The organism is Lishizhenia sp. (assembly GCF_033720595.1).
In the GTDB taxonomy this organism is placed as follows: domain Bacteria; phylum Bacteroidota; class Bacteroidia; order Flavobacteriales_D; family Crocinitomicaceae; genus Lishizhenia.
The window spans coordinates 1-17,433 of the sequence record NZ_JAWWCF010000049.1 but is presented as its reverse complement, the minus strand read 5'-3'; the positions used below and the strand labels follow the sequence as shown (position 1 = coordinate 17,433).

The following is a 17,433-nucleotide window of genomic DNA, read 5'->3' as shown; positions in this document are numbered from 1 at the left end:
TTTGGCAAAGCAAAAGCAAAGGAGAGAAAATAACGGACTCATCTTCGCGGATGAAAAAGATAGAGGATGGATAGATTCATTAGACTTTAAAGCAAACGGAGAAGCCCTTGTGTTAACCTATGATGAAGAACACATAGACGTGGCTACCTTGACTTTAAATGAAGCGTTGTTACCAGGAGAAAAAGTAATTATTTCTACGCCCTTCAAAGTAAAATTGCCAGATGCTAAATATTCGCGTTTAGGGCACGTAGGAGAATCCTATATGATTACACAATGGTACCCAAAACCAGCAGTGTACGACAAAGATGGATGGCACGCCATGCCTTATTTGAACCAAGGAGAATTCTACTCAGAATACGGGTCTTTTGAAGTAAGTATAACCCTTCCCAAGAACTACGTAGTTGGAGCAACAGGAGATTTACAAAATCCTGCAGAAAAAGCTTGGTTGAAAGCAAAGGCAGATTCTACCTTACAACAATTCAAAGACGCTTCTTTTAAGCAAGAGGCGAGTACAGATTTTCCAGCTTCTTCTAAGGAGTATAAAACGTTGACTTATAAACAATCGAAGGTACATGACTTCGCTTGGTTTGCCGACAAAAGATTTGAAGTGTTGCAAGGAGAAGTAGAGTTGCCGCATTCCAAAAGAAAGGTAACTACTTATGCCATGTTTACGCCAAAAAATAGAATGCTATGGGAAGATGCCATTGAGTATATCAACGATGGAACCTACTACTATTCTTTGTGGAATGGAGATTACCCGTACAACCAAGTAACTGCGGTAGACGGAACTATTGCAGCTGGTGGAGGGATGGAATACCCTAACGTTACCGTTATTGGAAATACTGGAAATAAAGAAGCCTTGGAAGTCGTGATTGTTCACGAGGTTGGGCACAATTGGTTCTATGGAATATTAGGATCTAACGAACGCACGCACCCATGGATGGATGAAGGTTTAAATACATTGAACGAGGTGCGCTACATTCAAACCAAATATCCAAACAATACACGTTTAGCAGATAATCTTTTAAATGGAAAATTCAGATTCCACGGTTGTGATTACCACGACCAGAACGATGTAATGTTTAGAACTGTCCAAGCGTTGGGCTTAGATCAACCAATGGATTTGCATTCTGATGAATTTGCTTCTGTGAATTACGGAGTAATCGTCTATCAAAAAACAGGTCTGGTGTTCGATTATTTAAAAGAATACTTAGGCGAAGAAAAGTTCGATGCGATTATGCAATCGTATTATCAAAAATGGAAGTTTAAACACCCACAGCCTGAAGATTTACGCGCTTGTTTTGAAACTGCAACGGGAGAAGATTTTGGATGGGTTTTCGAAGATATCATTAAAACTGCTGATGCTATAGATTACAAGTTGAAGCGTGTGAAAACTAAAGATGGTAATACGGAGGTTGTTGTAAAGCACAAAGGACATATTCACGGACCAATTCCTGTTCAAGTTATCACACCAGAGGGAGATACTTTAACCAAATGGGCAACATCAGAAGATAGGAAAGAAAGTGTAACTTTTGAGAATACAGAAGCTGCAGAAGTGGTGGTAGATATCCATACACAAGTTCCAGAGATGAATAGAACCAACAACTCTTGGAAGAAAGACTGGCTTATCAATAGAGTTGAACCACTTAAAATCAATCCTTTGTTTACAGCCAATAGGAGAGAAGAGAGTAACCTAGCTTGGACACCTGCTATTGGTTTCAATACCAGTGATAAGTTCATGATAGGGGCCAGCTTGCATAATTTCCAGGTAGTGCCCAATAAGTTTACTTTCTTATTGACCCCTATGTATTCTATTGGTCGACAAAACCTAAGTGGAATGGGAGAGTTGATCTATACTTTTAGACCTTCCAATGTGGTACGTTTAGGGAAAGCTGGTTTATCTATGAAGACTTTTAAAGATGTAGATTCATTAAGTAGAAACAATGCGAACTACTACGCCTTAAACCCTTATTTGAATTTAACATTAGGTAAAAGAGGGCCGCAAAGTAAGCACCACAACCGTTTGTTGTTGCAAGGTTTGTATAAAATGACGCGTAGAACAGCTACGAACATAGAAGAAATCGGGGCCTTTGCAGATTACAAGTACACGTACAAACGTCCAAATCACTTGTTTGTGGCCAATGCCAGAGCGAGTTACATACAATCGAACCTTAACGATGAAATGGCAAGAGCTTCGGTAGAATTGAAGTACAAGTGGAATTACTACATTAAAAAGAAAAGAAACTACATTGAAGTACGCGCCTTTGCCTTAAACAACTTTATTTACAACGTAAATAGTGCCTACAATGCCAACAGATATGCTGCACCCGTTTCTGGTAGAACAGGAGGACAAGATTTGTTTATGGAAGAGTATTACTTCGGTAGAAATGAAGTGAGCGGAATGTGGGCCAATCAGCACAATAATGATATGGGGAACTTTGGTTCAGCAAGTGGATTAGCAGCCAACGAAAGTATGGCGGCAATCAATTTCTATGCACCATTACCCGTCTTAACACACCTTGTAGGAGTGTTTGCAGATTACGGTACTATTTCAAATAACGGTGTACAACAAGAAGTATACGATTTAGGTTTAGGAATTCGTATGGGAGATGTTTTCGGCATCTATTTCCCAATCGTGCAAAGCAACAATTTACAACAAGCAAATTACGCACAAAGCATAAAATTCTCTTTAAAACTCAACTTAACCAATGCTGGTTTAATCGAGCAGATATTAGATAAATAATTCAACACCTTTTGTTGATTTACTCCGCCTCAGACTATGGGGCGGAGTTTTTTTGTATCAAAAGTTCAACAGCTGCTTCCAACATTTATAAGAGAATATGTATATTGTTGGCTCTAACTCAATCACTACACATGGAAAAAGATATATTAGATGATGACCACTCAGAGGGTATAGCGGTAAATTACGACCTGAGAAAAGTCCTTTTTAAGCTGATTAATAACAGCAAATTTTTGGGTATTACTTTTTTAGTTGTTGCCAGTCTTTACGCCGTCTTATGTTTATTTATATTTTCAGATTTCGATTTTCTGGGCATTTTTATCGGTGTCATGGTGGCCTTAGTCATCTTTTTCTTGTATTACATGTTTTTTCATTACCTCAATACAGCCGCAAACAAAATGAAATTGGCGTTGGCAAAAGAACAACAAAAAGAACTGGATTTAGCTCTCGACAATTTGCGCCAATTTTTTAAGCTGCAAGGAATCATAATAATCTGTACTTTGTCTATCTTATTCTTGGTGTTTACCTACTTCTTTTTCAACTATTAAACCTACAATCTAATGGAAAATTCTGCTACTCAACAAGAGCAAAGCCCACTTTTAAATATTACAGACAAAACAGAAGGAATCTTATTGTCTACGGGAAAATGGTCGCGTTTTTTAGGTGTTTTTATGCTGCTAATTGCCGGACTTTATTTGTTGTCCTTAGTCGTCGATCTTTTTACGACTTTAGACAGGTTGAACAATAGCTTTCTTGCGTTGCCCGGTCAAGCTAACTATACATTAACAGATGTTATTGCAAGAAGAGTTCCGCAGTTATCTGTCGGTGCCATCGTTCTAGCCATTTACATTTATATGTTCTTGTTGTATAACAAGTTTTCTACGCGTATAAAATTGGCGATGAATAATAAAGAGCAACGCAAATTGGTGGCAGCTGTAAAAAGTATGAATGCTTTATTCTTGGTACAGGCCATTCTAATTTGCACTTCTGTTGTGTTAATGTTTTTTGTAATGGTGATAAGGTAATTAGGCAAACGGCCAGGCTATCCTTCCAAGTTTGCTACTAAAGGCTAAGAATAACTCGCCCTTAAAGAGGCTTCTTTGAGTCGCCGCTTTAAGCTTGTTATGCTAAGCCTTTACCACTCGCACTTTCCATCCTATCCTTGTTTGAAAAAAGACATACTTGTGTCCAGCTATCAAACCTTAAATAATCTTTCGATCTAAAAGTCTAACAGTTTATCGATAAAAATTCATCTCGTCGATGTACTTGAGCACCGGTTTGGGGAGTAGATAACGTACATCTCTCCCAAGCTTAATGGCTTTACGTATGTAGCTGCTGCTGATTTTCATCAAAGGGGCATCTCCGCAAAAATGTACGTGAGGATGGTCTTGTAAGGCGTTGTGTTCTATCGTACCTTTTTCCATTTCTTGTACGGTAACCACGCGCGGATACACATAGATTTCGTAGCGTTCTAAAATTTGCTCGTAATTCTTCCATTTGTGGAAGGTGCGCAAATTGTCTTCCCCCATGATAAGTACAAATTGATGCTTAGGGTGCTTTTCTTTAAGGTAGGCTAAGGTATTTGCCGTGTAGGAAGGTTGTTCGAGTTTAAACTCTATATCAGATGCTCTTAGGTTCAGGTTATCCTCAATGGCCTCGTTCACCAAGGCCAATCGATGATAATCTTCTAATAAACTCTTTTTCTTTTTAAGTGGATTGTGCGGCGATACAACCATCCATACTTGATCCATATCTGTTGTGTCAACCATGTGGTTGGCAATGATTAAATGACCAATGTGTATGGGGTTAAAACTTCCGAAATACAATCCTACTTTCATATCTTATGCTTTGATGAATGTTCCCACCAATTTTTCAGCTTCTTCTAAAGCGTGCTCAAGGTTGTCGTTCACTAATATATGATCGAATTGAGGGGCGAAAGAAAGCTCTTCTCTTGCCTTAGACATACGTTGGTTAATCTTGTCTTCACTTTCTGTGCTTCTGTAGCGTAAACGCTTTTCTAACTCATCGTAAGAAGGGGGTTGTACGAAGATGGCCAAAGCTTTGTCTCCAAAGTATTTCTTAAGGTTGAGTCCACCAATAACATCCACATCAAAAATTACAGTTTTCCCTTCGTTCCAAATGCGTTCAATTTCGCTTTTTAGTGTTCCGTAGTAATTGTTGGTGTAAACTTCTTCCCACTCTAAAAAGGCATTGTTTAAAATCTCCTGTTGAAATTTCTCCAAACCTAAAAAGTGGTAGTCTTTCCCGTCTACTTCGTTGGGTCTAGGATCTCTAGAACATGCCGAAATAGAAAAAGACAAACCTAAATCTTGTTTTAATAAATGTTGTACTATGGTCGTTTTCCCTGCCCCAGATGGCGCAGAGAATATGATGCATTTTCCTTCTTTGTTCATGGTCTTAAATTTCATAACTCTACTTGATAAACGATTTTTATCAAGGGGGTAGAGTATTTAATTTTATAAGCGGTTCTCGAGCGGAGTCGAGAGGAATTCTTAATTTAAAGTGTGTTTAATACTTGTTCTTTAATCTTCTCTAAATTATCCTTCATGTTAACCACGATCTTTTGTAAGTCAACATGGTAAGATTTACTTCCAAGTGTATTGATTTCTCTACCGATTTCTTGAGAGATGAATCCTAATTTTTTACCCACAGGTTTATCTGAATTGTTCATCGTTTCAATGAAGTAATCCAAGTGATTGGCCAATCTAACTTTCTCTTCAGAAACATCTAACTTCTCAATGTAATAGATTAATTCTTGCTCGAATCTGTTTTCATCAATACTCTGATTGTTATTCTCTTCAAAGCCTTTGCGCATGCGCTCTTTGATGATGTCTATACGTAACTCTTCGTATTTTGGAACCTCGTCTAACAAGGTTTTAATCGTCGTAATTCTATCTGTGAAATCTTGACTTAAAGAAACTCCTTCCTGTTTTCTAAAATCTAATAATTTCTGCAAAGCCTCTTCCAACAATCCCATCAAGAAGTTGCTTTCCTCTTCGGTCAACTCTTCTGTTTGGTTGATGTAGATTTCTGGCATGCGCAATACCATAGGCAAAAGATCTTGCTCCTCTTCTAAATCAGAAGACAACTGCTTTAGATCTTTGTAATAGGCTTTGGCCAGTTCTTGGTTAATTACATAGTTGGCTGTGGCACCCGTGTTTTCTATGTTAATGCTCAACTCCGTTTTACCGCGGTCTAAAACTTGTCCCACTTTTTTACGCAACTCTAATTCGAGCGGTTTGTAAAGTGGTGCAATACGCGCCATTAAATCCAAGTTTTTGCTGTTCAAAGAGCGAACTTCAACAACAATTTTTTTATCCTTATAATTTCCTGTGGCCTTTCCGTAGCCTGTCATGGATTGAAGCATAATCTAATCTTAATTTTACTGATCAACAGTATTAATAGTTTGTGCATCTTTCGCCTCATTGCGGGCCAAAGCTTTGCGTTTTTTGTTTTCCAGATAGGTAGAACGTGAAGTAATAAAAACTCCCGCAAATACCAATAACATATACAGCACTTTTTCTAAAGAAACACTTCCAGAATCATCATCAGAAATACCGATGTAGAAAAAGAAGAAGGCAAAGAAAATAGCCAGTATAGGTTGTAAATATATGTAAGATCCAGAAACTGTTGGACTCACGTGTTGTAATGCAAAGATGTTAAAAAGGTAAGCAATAAAGGTAACCCCTACAATTACGAAAATTACCTTCCCAATAATGGGGCCTGTAAAGCTGGCAAAATCTGTATCCATTAATTCAGGAATCGTTAAGGGGAATAAGGTAATGAGGAACAAACCGAAGGTCATCACATAGGTAAGAACAGTCAAGGGTTTGTATTTCTCCATCAGGGATTTCGCCAAAATAAGGTAAACACTATAACTGGCTGCATTAACGAAAATAAAAAGGTCGCCCAAAGCAGAATCAACAGCAGGGTTACTACCCGCAAGGGTTAAACTTATGGCACCAATTGCTCCAATGACAATTCCAGAAACCTTCATCTTACTCAAGGCTTCCTTACGAATAAAGAAGGCCAAAACAGCAACAATGATGGGTGTGGAAGTCATGATAATAGACGCATTTATACCCGAAGTAAGACTTAAACCGTTGAAAAAGAAAAGTTGGTTCATGGCAATACCAAACAAACCACAAGCGGCAATCTTTAACCAATCTTTACGCTCAATTTTTTCTCGTTTTTGGAACAAGAGAATGATCCAAAACAACAATGAAGCCCCGGCCACGCGCATAAAAATAAATGCATTTGGACCTAAATAGTTGGGCATGACGTCTTTGGCCAAAATGTAGTTGGCACCGTAAATCATATTTACAGCAAAAAGGGCCAAGTGGGCAATAATTACATTTCTCACGCTCCTTGGTAAGCTTTTTTGGCAGCTTCTACTACCTTCTTAGAATTTCCTACAAATACTTCGTCTTCCAAAATGATGAAAGGACGCTTCAAGAAAGTATATTCTTCTAACATGTATTTTTTGTAGTCGGCTTCCGTTAAGTTCATTTCATTTAAGCCCATAGATCTGTACTTCATAGCACGTTTACTAAACATACCCTCGTAAGAACCTACTTTTTCTTTGATCATGTCTAAGGTAGCTTCGTCTATGTTTTCTTGTTTAATGTCTTGTAATTCAACGTCACCTTGTAATTCTAACTCCTTAATGATGCGTTGACAAGTGTTGCACGATGATAAATGATATATTTTTTTCATAGCCTTTTCTTGAAGGGGCAAAGATAAGAGAAAAACAGTATTGACTGCGCGTATGGTAGAGAGAGGGAGAGTTGGTTAACTTGAGTACAATTCCGAGGTGATACAAACAAGGATAGGATGAAAAGTGAACGCACGAAGCGCTTAGATTTACCAAGTATATAGCGGCGACTTAAAGAAGCCCTATAGGCTTTGGGAAAACTTAGCGGTTAGGAGTGAAGTTGGAAGGATAGCCTGGCCGTTTGCCAACAGGAATTCAAAAAATAGCATGTAAAAAAGGCCGCCTTTTGTAAGACAGCCTTTCTAATTATTTGGGATAAGGATTAAAACCTGTAGTAAGCACCGAAATTCATTCCTAAACCTGGAGACTTCATGGTTTCAAAGCCACCGATGTTCTGTAACGTAAAGTTGGGGGTAAGTTCTGTGTATAAATGCAGATTTTTAAAGAATTCATTATTGTTGGCAATTCTGAAATCTAGTCCAACTGGAACGTACACGGTAAACGCTGTATTTGCCTCATTTCTGTAACTCTCGTTTTTATTGTTACTAGAGTTCCAGCTGTAAGAACTTCCGGTTTGAGCACCCACGGTGTATCCATATTCTCCGCTGTTTACATTGGTTCGGCTATACAAAGAGGTTCCATAAGTTGCCCCGATTCCACCGTATAAAGACCATCTTGCTTCTGCGTTTGTTCTGAAAATAAGAGAAGCATCAATAGACAGCATGTCAAAATTATGGTTGATGCTTGAATATTCAGTATAGATGGAGTCGATATAGTATTCTTGTCCTGTTTGTTGAGAAACCAGGGTGTCGTAAGGAGTTTTTTCGTACGAACTTCTATAAGAATTATAGCCTCTGTAACTGTTATAAGAAAGCCCAACGCGTAGTTCAATATGCTTTCTAAAACCTGTTTTTGTTTTGTCTCTGAACTGTAGACCTACCCCTAATTTATAGTTCGCGGATCCTGAATAGTAATAATAGTTTCCGTAATTGTTGAGGAGTAAAGATGAGTTCGGTGCTAATTTCTCATAGGTTTGCTGGGAAAGGCCAGGACTAAATGCACCTTGACCTCCTAGGGACATGTATGCTTCATTGATGCGTAATGCAGGTGTTGTTGTTTGGGCCTTACCCAAAAAAGGTAAACACAGTCCCAAGATCATTAATTGGATAGTTTTCATGATTTTTTAGTTTGAAGCAAAACGCTTCATGGGTGATTATATTTTAAGTTGAAATGTTAAAAAAGCCAGAAAAAATAATTCTTCTGGCTTTACAATAATGATTAGAAGCTCCAATCGTGCGTATCAATTTCTTGGATACACTTTGAGAGTAATTCAATGGAGTTAGTAATGTCTTCTTTATGTGCCATTTCTATTACTTGGTGTAAGTGACGTGTTGGTATGCTCACTGCTCCCGCAATAGATCCTCCTTCTGTCATACGTTGGATACCCGCCGTATCTGTTCCTCCACCTGTTAAGATTTCTGGCTGCCATTTAATGCTGTGGTTGTTGGCTGTTTTCTTCATAAACTCAACCATACGGTAATCACAAATTGTTGAAGAGTCCATAATCTTAATGGCCGTTCCTTCTCCTAAAGAAGTGATTTTTTCGTGTGCTTGTGCTCCCGGTAAATCGTAAGCGATGGTCGTATCTAAACCAAACCCAAAATCAGGGTTGATGCGCATAGCTGCAACATTCGCTCCTCTAATCCCTACTTCTTCTTGTACGGTAAATACACCGTAGAAATCGTACGGAATTTCTTTGTCTTTCAAATATTTCAAGGTCTCGATAAGAATGAAAACGGCCAAACGGTTATCTAGAGATTTACAGTTTACACAATTCCCCATTTCTATGAGTCCGCGTTCACGTGTAATAGGATCACCTACTTTAATGAGTTGCTCAACTTCTTCTTTGGGAAGACCTGTGTCGATGAAATAGTCGGTGATTTTCGAAACTTTGGTTCTTTCTTCGGCTGTCATTACGTGGATGGGTTTTGAAGCCATCACTCCCATTACATCTTCTTTTCCATGAATAATAACACGTTGTGCGGTTAACGTTTTAGGGTCAAAACCTCCTAAAGTATGGAAGCGAATAAATCCATTATCATCTATGTGTGTAACAATAAATCCGATTTCATCCATGTGAGCACCTACCATTACGCGCTTATCGCTTTTTCCGCGTTTAATGGCATAAACGTTACCCATGTTGTCGAGCTCTACCTCGTCAACCAAGTCTTTAATTTCTGCTAAGACAACTTCTCTAATGCGTTGCTCAAACCCTGGAGCCCCAGGTGCTTCACAAACGCGTTTCAATAAATCTATGTTAAAACTCATGTTTTTCTATTTGACATTAAAGTTAATGTTCCTATTTATTTTGCTTGTTTCTTTTTGATAAGGTGAGGCTTAGAGAGGAACAAAGGCTATTTGCGCTTATTGGCAAAAAAACGTTGCATAATTTCACCACATTCCTCGGCCATAATTCCACCAGTTATTTTAGTTTTAGGATGATAAAGGGATGTGTCAAACCTACCAGCTCCACGTTTTTCATCACTCGCTCCATATACGATATTACTTATTTGAGCCCACGACAAAGCTCCAGCACACATTACGCAAGGTTCTAGGGTAACGTAGAGCGTGCAGTCAATGAGGTACTTTCCCCCCAAATGATTGGCAGCTGCGGTTATGGCTTGCATTTCTGCATGGGCAGTTACATCATTAAGTACTTCACTTAAATTATGACTCCTAGCAATAACTTGTTTATTGGCTACAACTACAGCACCCACCGGAATTTCATCACGGTCAAAAGCTTTGTGCGCCTCGGCTAAGGCCTGTTTCATAAAATATTCGTCGTTGTAGGGATCTATCATGGGGTTTCTATACTAAAATGTTCTATTTCTTGGGGAGCGTTTTCTTTGGGGACGCTGTCCATTTTCGAACGGATTAAATACAAGAGCATTAGCAACACAACGCCATAAATGAAATAGCGGATAAAGAGTTTATAGCTCTTCTTGTAATGTCTGTGTTTTTGTAAATCCATTGGAGCTGTGAAGATACTTATTTTAGAGGGAAGTGGTGAAAATTGAAGGGTTGAAATTGAAGAAGGTATCTTGCTTTTTTTTGCATAAAAAAAATTAGTTAGATTTGTAGGAAACGCGCTATTCATGTTGAAAACATTACTACTTACTTCTTGCCTTGTGTTTTTTTCTTCTTTTCAAGAGAAGGAATTACCCAACACAGCAGTACAAAGTCAAGTGTACATTTGTAAGAGTACGAGTGCCAAACGTTATCATTTAAAGAAGTCGTGCCGCGGATTGAACGCCTGCACACACGACATTATTGCGGTAAGTTTGGCAAAGGCCAGAAATACCTACAGTCGTACGCTTTGTAAATGGGAAGATTAGCATAAATCGCGCTACTATTCTATCCTTAACTTTCATTGAATAACTAAACCTTAAAGAATTATGTATTAATTATTTTATTCGCTAAAACTGACAAACTTATGAAAGCAGTAATCTGTGAAAATTGCAATGAAGAATTCAAGGGAAGGTCCAACAAGAAATTTTGTTCTTCTTCCTGTAAAAATCAATTTCACAATCAACGCAACAAAGAGAAGAACGCACTCTTTACAGCCTTGAATAGACAATTACAACGCAATTATTCCGTTTTAAATCAAACCTTTGATATTTACAGATCTTCTCCCGTTAAGCTAGAGGTTCTCGAAAAGCAAGGGTTCTCAACCGATTACCATACCCATAATTTCAACGCTCCTGATGGATCGCGCTATGTAATGGTTTATGATTTGGGCTACAAGCATTCTTATGATAACCAAGTGCAAATTGTTCAAATGGAAGTTGAGCTAAACTAGAACCTATGAAAAATAAATTGATTTTTGGTTTTCTTGCATTGAGCTTATTGGCTTGTAAGAAAGAAGATGTAAAGGATGATACACCGCAAGATACGGATGCTCCAAAACTAGTATTTCGCTTGAAGTTAGACCCCAATCAGGAACGAACAGATAATCTTGGAAATCCTGCACCCGTGCCTGCTAACCATGGAGCGCAAGATCCTAGCTACAATGCTTTCTCCATACACTACATAGAGTTGGCACAAAATGCTTACACGCAACTACAAGATGGTGAAGTCTGCTACACTGGGGCGCAAACAACAACGGGTGGAGATAATGCGATAGATTACGACAAAGCAATACGTGTCAATGATGGCGAGATTTTGGCTGAGATTCCTATCGCTGATGTTAAAGCAGATACCTACGAATGGATACGTGTATCGGTAAGTTACCAAAATGCAGATATAGAATTTAGGGCCAATGGAATTGATGCAACGGCTACATTAGCATGCTTCTTAGGTTTCAACACCTACATTACAGAGCATGTGATTAAAACGCAAACAGAAACGGTAAATTCAAATAAACTACAAGGGTATTGGGCTTTAGAAATCCATCCCAATAGTGTGATTCAGAATCCAATTGTGAGCACAGGAGAATCTGGACAAATTACGGTTCCTAATCCTTTGGCAGCGACTTCTCCTATTCCTCCGGGAAGTTGTGTTTTAACGGGTGACTTTGAGCAAGATTTGGTGATTACAGGAAACGAAACAGAAGATGTAATTGTGGATGTTTCTTTTAGCACCAACAAAAGTATAGAGTGGTACGATGCCGCACAAAATAACATTTTTGAACCCTTAGACGGTGATTCTTTAGTGGATATGGGGATACGTGGTGTGAAGCCCATTGTAGTGCAATAAAGTAAACATAACACCTCTTCTGGTTTCTATTTTTATTACTTTTGGTTTTATGACCGAAAAGAAGTACGTTTTAGTAACTGGAGGAGCTGGTTATATTGGTTCTCACACCGTTTTAGCCCTAATTAATAATGGGTATGAACCGGTAATTTTAGACGATTACAGAAATGCAAAAAGAGATGTTCCGAATCGCTTGGAGCAAATTGCAGATCGTAAAATAGAAGTTGTTGAAGGTAATTGTCAGGATGCCGCTCTTCTTGAAAAATTAGGTCAAAACTATAAATTTTGGGGAGTGATTCACTTTGCTGCAGATAAAGCTGTGGGGGAGTCGGTACAAGATCCTTTGAAATATTATGATAATAACCTTACTAGTTTATTGTCCATCCTTAATTTCATGAAACAGTTTGAAATTAAGAACATTGTTTTTTCGAGTAGCTGTACGGTGTATGGTGAACCTGAAAATCCTATCGTTACAGAACAAACTCCTTTGGCTCCACCTGCATCTCCTTATGGTGCAACAAAATTGTTGTGTGAGCAAATTTTGAATGACGTATATAAAGGAAGTCCTAGTTTTAAAGTGGTTGCCTTGCGTTATTTCAATCCTGTGGGAGCACATCCAACTGGTTTGATTGGTGAAGAGCCTCAAGGAATTCCAAATAATTTAATGCCTTACATTACCCAAACAGCGCATGGTTTAAGAAAAGAACTTACTGTTTTTGGTAATGATTACGATACCGAAGATGGCACTTGTTTACGCGATTACATTCACGTTGTAGATTTGGCAGAAGCGCATGTGGCTGCCTTTGATTATTTAGAAGGTCAAAAGGATGAGTTCTACGATGTATTTAATGTAGGTACAGGTGTTGGGACAAGTGTAAAAGCATGCATAGACCTCTTTGCGAAGGTAACGGGAAAAGAAATTCCTTTTAAATACGGACCAAGAAGAGCGGGGGATGTACCTCAAATTTTCGCTAAAGTTGACAAAGCTAGAGATGCTTTAAAATGGGAAGCAAAACATGATGTTGCTTACGCCATAGAAACGGCTTGGAACTGGGAACAAATGAAAGATAGTTTTTGAGATATTTTCTTGCAATTGTAAGTGTGTTGGTGTTGTGTGGCGGACTCAAAGCGCAATACTTAGAAGAGGAACAAGGATTAGTTTCGCGTCACAGACCTGGCGTGATGTGGTTTTACAGTGGCTTTAGTAATTACGATACCACGAAACTGCGTAAATACGATAGGTTGGTGGTAGATGTACTCTACAACGATTGGCAAGGTGATCTTTCTCCTTTAAATAGCCCATGGAGCTCGATTGGTTTTAATGTCAATGTGATGTTTGACATTCCTTTTACCAAAGCAAATACTGTTGGACTAGGTTGGGGTGTGGCTTTTAGTCATTATAACAACAGAACAAAAATTGGGTTTAACAGTGATTATACCGAGGGTTCTACTTCTACCTATTCTTTGGCTTTACAGCAAGACATTGTTTGGAGTAAGTTCAATGCCAATTATATTGAAATCCCTGTGGAATTGCGTTTTAGAACCAAAGGATACCAGCACTTTAAGTTTTTTGTGGGGGGTAAAATAGGTTATCAGTTAAATGCGTATACTAAGACTAAAGAAAATATTGAAGGGAAAAATTACAAGTTTAAAAATTACAATTTTCCAGATAGAAATCCTTTGAGATACGGACTTACGGCGCGTGTTGGAATCAGAAATTGGAGTGTTTACGCAGCCTATTATTTTACAGATTTATTTACACATGAAAATAGCGTAAAGCTTTCGCCAATTACGGCGGGTATAAGCATAGCCTTGTTTTAAAGAATAAGAACTTGGCACGGATTTAGTTATACACTAATCGTCAGCACAAGTTGACATTAGGTTTCATAAGAATTTTGGGTTTAACGGAGGATTGTTTTCAGTTCTCCGTTTTTTTGTGGCTGCTTTAACACGCTATCCATTGCTACTCTCCCCAAGAACCTTGGGGATGCGGGGTATGTATTGCTATTGTTAGCCGTTTAAGCCATAACTGCTTTATGCGCTTCTATTTTGGCGTTAATACCATCCCATAAGGCGATACGCTGTGTAAGAGCTTCCTGTGCTATTTGCTCCACCTCTTGCCATTTTTGTTCATCGTTTCCACACAATTCAGTTATCATTTCTAAAGAGAGTGGTCCATGCTCATCGCCATCAAGTTCTATGTGACGCTCTAAATAATACGTCAGTTTGTTGTAAGCATCTTTTCCTTCATTGTCTTCAGCCTCTTTAACTATGGCAATAAACATATCAGGGATAACATCTTCTCTACCAAAAGTAAAAGCAGATGCTATTTTATGCGCTTTTCCCTCTTCTAACAAAGAAAAGGTATAGTTTACAAAGGCTTTAGTAGAAGCAGAAATCGGAAGTTCTTCTAAGGCTTGAGCTACGGTAGCTCCTGCTTGTACGGCAGCTACAAATTGTGTAATATGGGTGCTGTTAGCACCTACTTGCTCCATAGCGTCTAAATACATTTCGTAATGACTCTTAGGCTCATTCAGTTCGTTTAAATCACTTTCTTCTCCATGAACAATTTCATTGATGAAGCGCGCAATTTTTGGATTGGCTACGGGCACCCATGGTGTAGTAGTACAGGTTAAACTTTGTTGCAATGCTTTTAGAAGTGACATAAAATCCCAAACCGCATAGACGTGTTCTTCCATAAAGAGCTGGATGTCTTCTATGTTCTTGAGATTGGCGTAAAGTTCGTGCTTACGCAATTGTTCCACCAAAGGGGCTATGCTACTTTCAATTCTTTCTAAATGCATGTACTACAATTTTACAGGGTGCAAAAATAATCTTTCTTCAAGAGAACTACGAAAACATTAAGCTTTTGGATGTGACATAAATTGAAAAGTTTGGAATTCTACCACCGGTAGTAGTGAAAACCCTGCAGCACAGTTTGCCATGCAACGCTTTGGGGCAGGAGCGACCCAAGAAGCTACTGGGCCAAGTCCGTTAAATTGCCAACTGGGCGAAGCGTTGCAACGGATGACGGGACCCCGCCCCAAGTACCTTTGGGAGGGGAGGTAGCCATAAAAAAAAGGGAATACCTTAGTACCCCCTTTTTTCATTTATGAACAAAATCTTACGGTATTTACGCCATTTCTACGGTAAGAATATTATTTGCAATTAATTTTTTAGCAATTTGAACGGCATTGGTAGCTGCACCTTTTCTAAGGTTATCTGCCACACACCACATGTTTAAAGTATTGGCTTGCGATTCATCTCTACGGATACGTCCAACGAAAACATCATCTTTACCTGCTGCATATAAAGGCATAGGGTAAGTGTTTGTTTCTGGAGAATCTTGTAACGTTACCCCTTCTGTTTCGTGTAACATTTTACGAACCTCAGCTAAATCGAAATCATTTTCAAATTCAACGTTGATTGCTTCTGAGTGACCACCTTGTACAGGAACTCTTACTGCAGTTGCGGTAACATTAATGTTGTTGTCCAAGATTTTCTTTGTTTCGTTGGTCAACTTCATTTCTTCTTTCGTATATCCATTGTCTAAGAAAGAATCACAATGCGGCAAACAGTTTTGATCGATAGGGTAAGGGTAGGCCATTTCTCCTTGCTCACCGTTACGTTCTCTCATCATTTGATCTACTGCAGCTACTCCTGTTCCAGAGATAGACTGGTAAGTAGAAACTACTACACGCTTAATTCCGTAGGCCTTATGCAAAGGTGCTAAAGCCATTAACATTTGAATGGTGCTACAGTTCGGGTTTGCGATAATTTTATCTTCTGCTGTGATACTGTCTCCGTTAATTTCTGGAATGACCAATTTTTTGGTTGGGTCCATACGCCAAGCAGAAGAGTTGTCGATAACAACCGTACCTACCTCAGCAAACTTAGGTGCCCAAGCTAAACTTGTTTCTCCACCTGCACTAAAAATGGCAACATCTGGAACCATTTCTACAGCAGTTTCTAAACCAACTACTTGGTAAGTATTTCCACCAAAAGCTATTTCTTTTCCTACAGATCTTTCAGATGCCACAGGAATCAACGTAGTGATTGGGAAATTTTGCTCGGCCAATACTTTTAACATTACTTGACCTACCATACCTGTTACACCAACAACTGCTACTTTCATTTTATCTCTCTTAAAAATTGTTCTACTTGCGTCTTCTCGCAGGGTTAAAACTGCCTGACCTCCATTAAATTTCGGGGCAAATGTACTAACTTTAAGGTTCTAAACTACCACCATGAAAACATCAACCCTAGCTTTATCACTAATTTTCACGGTTAATGTTGTAATTTCACAAATTACGGAAAAATTTAACAGTGATTTTGTTTTTCAAACTTCTGGATGGAGGGGAGACAGCAGTAAATTTACGATTAATTCCTTGGAACAGTTGCAACTGAACGACAATCAAGCAGGTACTGCCACGCTTTGTCGGGCGCACAACATCAATAATCTAAACTGGAAAGTCTGGGAATTTCAACTTCGTCTAAATTTTAGTCCTTCCAGCGGAAATTTTGCCCGAGTTTATTTGGCGAGTCCAGACAGCAGTTTGTCAAGTAATTCAGAGGGCTTGTACCTGCAGTTTGGGGAATCGGGAAGTGGCGATGCAATTCGCTTGATGCATCAATCCGTTACTATTAGCGAGTTGTTGACGGGGCCACCAAATTTGATCAATTCTTCTTTCGATATTCACTTGAGGATAAGTGTGGATAGCACCAGTTTATGGCGCATGGAAATTTTCGATACGCAACAAGCATCCTTTTTAACTGTAGATAGTGCAATAGTGAATATGCTTCTCCCCGGCAATTATTTTGGTTTGTATTATCAATACACGAGTTCTAATGCAACTAAGTTTTACTTCGATGAATTGTTTGTAGGTAATATTCCTGTAGACAGCTTTGCTCCTGAAATCAATCAAATAACGCTCATCAATTCGAATAAACTTTTGGTTCATTTTGATGAGCAGATAGATTCTAATTCTTTAGATAATGTTCAGCTTCAGACCTCCAGTGGAACCTTTTTAGAACATACTGTGAAGTATGGAGATAGTCCAAAACAGTTGTTATTTAATTTTAGCTACCCTCTTGTTAATGATAGTCTGTACGAATTTGAGTTAAGTGGTTTCAATGATGCGTTAATGAATACTGGGGATACTAGTTTTACAACGCATGTAATCTTTGGAGAAGAAGTTTTACCCGG

At 38.7% G+C, this 17,433-nt stretch carries 19 protein-coding genes; 9 read left to right on the top strand and 10 right to left on the bottom strand.

Annotated features, from left to right (window positions below; all coding sequences use genetic code 11):
• From R3333_RS05360 to R3333_RS05350, 3 genes are all read left to right on the top strand, one after another.
• Positions 1–2,743: M1 family metallopeptidase (locus R3333_RS05360; RefSeq protein WP_318957760.1), on the top strand; the 2,743-nt coding region annotated here is incomplete at its 5' end.
• A gap of 131 nt (positions 2,744–2,874) precedes the next feature.
• Positions 2,875–3,288 carry a hypothetical protein gene (locus tag R3333_RS05355; RefSeq protein ID WP_318957759.1) on the top strand — a complete coding sequence of 138 codons (414 nt, stop codon included), beginning with the start codon at positions 2,875–2,877 and terminating at the stop codon, positions 3,286–3,288.
• A 12-nt stretch (positions 3,289–3,300) separates the two neighbouring features.
• Positions 3,301–3,765: a hypothetical protein gene (locus R3333_RS05350; protein ID WP_318957758.1), complete on the top strand. Its 465-nt coding sequence runs from the start codon at positions 3,301–3,303 to the stop codon at positions 3,763–3,765.
• A gap of 210 nt (positions 3,766–3,975) precedes the next feature.
• Here the strand turns inward: R3333_RS05350 and nadD are convergent, their stop codons facing one another.
• The 8 genes from nadD to R3333_RS05310 form a co-directional block, all read right to left on the bottom strand.
• Positions 3,976–4,578 carry a nicotinate (nicotinamide) nucleotide adenylyltransferase gene (nadD, locus tag R3333_RS05345; protein WP_318957757.1) on the bottom strand — a complete coding sequence of 201 codons (603 nt, stop codon included), beginning with the start codon at positions 4,576–4,578 and terminating at the stop codon, positions 3,976–3,978.
• Positions 4,579–4,581: 3 nt separating this feature from the next.
• Positions 4,582–5,154, bottom strand: coding sequence for a guanylate kinase (gmk, locus tag R3333_RS05340; RefSeq protein ID WP_318957756.1), 573 nt, complete (start codon positions 5,152–5,154; stop codon positions 4,582–4,584).
• 104 nt (positions 5,155–5,258) lie between these two features.
• On the bottom strand, positions 5,259–6,116 hold the full coding sequence (locus tag R3333_RS05335) for a YicC/YloC family endoribonuclease (RefSeq protein ID WP_318957755.1): 858 nt from the start codon (positions 6,114–6,116) through the stop codon (positions 5,259–5,261).
• A 27-nt stretch (positions 6,117–6,143) separates the two neighbouring features.
• Positions 6,144–7,124 (bottom strand): DMT family transporter, encoded by a 981-nt coding sequence (locus tag R3333_RS05330; protein WP_318957754.1) that lies wholly within the window; start codon positions 7,122–7,124, stop codon positions 6,144–6,146.
• A complete protein-coding gene (locus tag R3333_RS05325; protein ID WP_318957753.1) occupies positions 7,121–7,477 on the bottom strand; it encodes an arsenate reductase family protein in 357 nt (118 codons plus the stop codon). The genes R3333_RS05330 and R3333_RS05325 overlap by 4 nt, the downstream gene beginning before the upstream one ends.
• Positions 7,478–7,797: 320 nt before the next feature.
• Positions 7,798–8,652, bottom strand: coding sequence for a hypothetical protein (locus R3333_RS05320; protein ID WP_318957752.1), 855 nt, complete (start codon positions 8,650–8,652; stop codon positions 7,798–7,800).
• 101 nt (positions 8,653–8,753) lie between these two features.
• Positions 8,754–9,803 carry a M42 family metallopeptidase gene (locus R3333_RS05315; protein WP_318957751.1) on the bottom strand — a complete coding sequence of 350 codons (1,050 nt, stop codon included), beginning with the start codon at positions 9,801–9,803 and terminating at the stop codon, positions 8,754–8,756.
• Between the two features lie 86 nt (positions 9,804–9,889).
• Complete coding sequence (locus R3333_RS05310; protein ID WP_318957750.1) at positions 9,890–10,336, bottom strand: nucleoside deaminase; 447 nt, start codon at positions 10,334–10,336, stop codon at positions 9,890–9,892.
• A gap of 294 nt (positions 10,337–10,630) precedes the next feature.
• Here R3333_RS05310 and R3333_RS05305 point away from each other — a divergent pair, with 294 nt between their 5' ends.
• From R3333_RS05305 to R3333_RS05285, 5 genes are all read left to right on the top strand, one after another.
• On the top strand, positions 10,631–10,870 hold the full coding sequence (locus tag R3333_RS05305) for a hypothetical protein (protein WP_318957749.1): 240 nt from the start codon (positions 10,631–10,633) through the stop codon (positions 10,868–10,870).
• A gap of 98 nt (positions 10,871–10,968) precedes the next feature.
• Positions 10,969–11,334 carry a hypothetical protein gene (locus R3333_RS05300; RefSeq protein WP_318957748.1) on the top strand — a complete coding sequence of 122 codons (366 nt, stop codon included), beginning with the start codon at positions 10,969–10,971 and terminating at the stop codon, positions 11,332–11,334.
• Between the two features lie 5 nt (positions 11,335–11,339).
• Positions 11,340–12,230 (top strand): hypothetical protein, encoded by an 891-nt coding sequence (locus R3333_RS05295; protein WP_318957747.1) that lies wholly within the window; start codon positions 11,340–11,342, stop codon positions 12,228–12,230.
• 49 nt (positions 12,231–12,279) lie between these two features.
• The gene (galE, locus tag R3333_RS05290) at positions 12,280–13,305 is read left to right on the top strand and encodes a UDP-glucose 4-epimerase GalE (protein WP_318957746.1); all 1,026 of its coding nucleotides are present in this window, start codon (positions 12,280–12,282) and stop codon (positions 13,303–13,305) included.
• Entirely contained in the window at positions 13,302–14,048 is a 747-nt protein-coding gene (locus R3333_RS05285) for a porin family protein (protein ID WP_318957745.1), read from the top strand. The genes galE and R3333_RS05285 overlap by 4 nt, the downstream gene beginning before the upstream one ends.
• Positions 14,049–14,245: 197 nt before the next feature.
• Here the strand turns inward: R3333_RS05285 and R3333_RS05280 are convergent, their stop codons facing one another.
• Both R3333_RS05280 and R3333_RS05275 read right to left on the bottom strand, forming a co-directional pair.
• Positions 14,246–15,031 (bottom strand): DUF3050 domain-containing protein, encoded by a 786-nt coding sequence (locus R3333_RS05280; protein ID WP_318957744.1) that lies wholly within the window; start codon positions 15,029–15,031, stop codon positions 14,246–14,248.
• Between the two features lie 329 nt (positions 15,032–15,360).
• Positions 15,361–16,362, bottom strand: coding sequence for an aspartate-semialdehyde dehydrogenase (locus tag R3333_RS05275; protein ID WP_318957743.1), 1,002 nt, complete (start codon positions 16,360–16,362; stop codon positions 15,361–15,363).
• A gap of 112 nt (positions 16,363–16,474) precedes the next feature.
• Between R3333_RS05275 and R3333_RS05270 the strand changes: the two genes are divergently transcribed.
• The coding region (locus tag R3333_RS05270) for a hypothetical protein (RefSeq protein WP_318957741.1) at positions 16,475–17,433 on the top strand (959 nt) is incomplete at its 3' end.